This is a genomic window from Oleiphilus sp. HI0132 (assembly GCF_001635845.1).
Genome location: NZ_LWGJ01001655.1, coordinates 1 through 1,975 on the forward strand (window position 1 = coordinate 1; position 1,975 = coordinate 1,975).

At 43.0% G+C, this 1,975-nt stretch carries 3 protein-coding genes; all 3 read right to left on the reverse strand.

From position 1 onward, the window contains the following. Positions 1 to 532, reverse strand: a 532-nt coding sequence (gene recO / locus A3766_RS25435) for a DNA repair protein RecO (protein WP_068643204.1), incomplete at its 3' end; no start/stop codon positions are given. A gap of 29 nt (positions 533 to 561) precedes the next feature. Further along, a complete protein-coding gene (gene era, locus A3766_RS25440) occupies positions 562 to 1,485 on the reverse strand; it encodes a GTPase Era (RefSeq protein ID WP_068507888.1) in 924 nt (307 codons plus the stop codon). 15 nt (positions 1,486 to 1,500) lie between these two features. Beyond that, a partial coding sequence (locus tag A3766_RS25445) for a ribonuclease III family protein (protein WP_082907219.1) occupies positions 1,501 to 1,975 on the reverse strand: 475 nt, incomplete at its 5' end.

The window sequence follows — 1,975 nt, forward strand, 5'->3', positions numbered from 1 at the left end:
TACCAACTCCTTCAAAACCTTGCTGTGAAAGAAACTTATATCCCTGATCCTTCTGAATCTTGTGACCATAAATATCATGTTCAAAATCAGGCAGTAATCCTAGCTCACTCAGTAAAAGGTATTCAAATTTTCGCAAACAGCGCTGCAAGTCTTGCCCTTCAGCTAGCTGATCCAAACAATCTACATAGTTTGAGAACACTCCCAGGCTTGGCTCATTGTCCGGTACTAGCTTCAGAACCAATTCATTAAGGTAGTAAGCACTAAAAAGATAGTTTGCGCGAAGCTTATAGGGCTGGCTTGGAACATCGACGGATCGAAGTGTTTTGATTGAAGAGCGGCCACTCCAAGAGAGCAAAAGAGCCTGAAAGGGTTGAAGCAAGGCTGACCAAGCACTTCCTTTTCGCAAGGCCCCTTTTGCGATCAAAGTAAGCCGTCCGAAATTAAGTGAAAACACATCAACTAAAAGACTGGACTCCTGATAAGGGCGCCGGTTCAAAACATAAACCGCTTGCTGCTCCTCAATCATACTCATGCACTGACCGCCCCCTATTTAAAGGAGCCTTACTCGTCTCGATAACCCAAACTCTTTAAAGCCCTTTCATCATCAGACCAACCACTTTTGACCTTAACCCATAGGTTTAACATCACCTTGGTATCAAACAAGCGCTCCATTTCTTTACGAGCATCACGGCCAATGATTTTTATTTGTTCACCCTTGTCACCAATAACGATTTTCTTTTGACCACTGCGCTCTACAAGTATTAGCGCGCTAATATGCAGCACGTGCTTAACCTGTTTAAACTCTTCAATCTCTACAGTCACCGCATAAGGTAGCTCTTCCCCCAGCTGTCGCATGATCTTCTCACGCACAAGCTCAGCAGCCAGAAAGCGCTGACTTCTGTCAGTCACTTGATCTTCAGGATAGTAATGAATACTGTTTGGAAGGAAGCTATCAATTAGTTTTTCAAGAGAATCAACATTATGTCCATGCTTGGCAGAAACTGGAATAATTTCGTTGAACGAATGCTTCTCAGCCAAAACTTGAATGTGCGGTAACAAAGCACCTTTTTCTTTTGCCTGATCAACTTTATTTAACACGAGAATTACAGGCGCTTTTGCAGCTTGGATTTTTTCAAGCACGAAGCTATCTTCCTCTGTCCACTTGGTTCGATCAACCAAAAAGACAATAACATCAACATGCTTAAGCGAATCTGACGCCGCTTTATTCATATATCGATTAATCGCTTTATGTTCTTTCAGGTGCAAACCAGGTGTATCAACATAAACGACTTGCGCTTCGCCTTCGGTTTTGATCCCTAAAATCTGGTGACGCGTGGTCTGAGGCTTCTTTGAGGTAATACTAATCTTTTGACCCAATATACGATTTAGCAACGTTGATTTGCCGACATTAGGGCGCCCAACAATGGCGACATAGCCACAACGGGTATTCGGGTTATTAAAACTTTCCAAGTCGAATTCAGTCATGATAATACTCCAGGGTTATGACTTTTCTTCCAGAATAGCCAGCGCTTGCTTTGCTGATTTTTGCTCAGCTATTCGTCGACTAGGGCCTTCACTATTTGTTCTGATACTCATTGATGCAACCTCACACTCGACAAAGAAAGTCTGATCATGAGCTTCACCTGTGACCTTAATAACTTCATATTTCGGGAGGTCTTTCTTTATAGATTGCAGATATTCTTGTAGGCGGGTTTTAGGGTCTTTTTCGGTATTATCTAAAGACAAGTTAGCGAAACGCGGCTCATACCACGATAAAACAACTTCTCGGCAAGTTGAATGATCGCTGTCTAAATAGATAGCACCAATGACGGCTTCCAGAGCATCAGCAATAATCGACTCCCGCCTAAAGCCACCACTCTTCAGCTCACCGCCCCCTAAGTTCAAATAGTCGCCTAGCTTAAATTCTTTACCAATCTCTGCCAGCGTTACCCCTTTTACCAACAAAGAGCGCAAA

What these genes read in the sequence shown, in the direction of transcription:
- era (WP_068507888.1), bottom strand. Translation starts at nt 1,485, where the DNA reads ATGACTGAATTCGACTTGGAAAGTTTTAATAACCCGAATACCCGTTGT.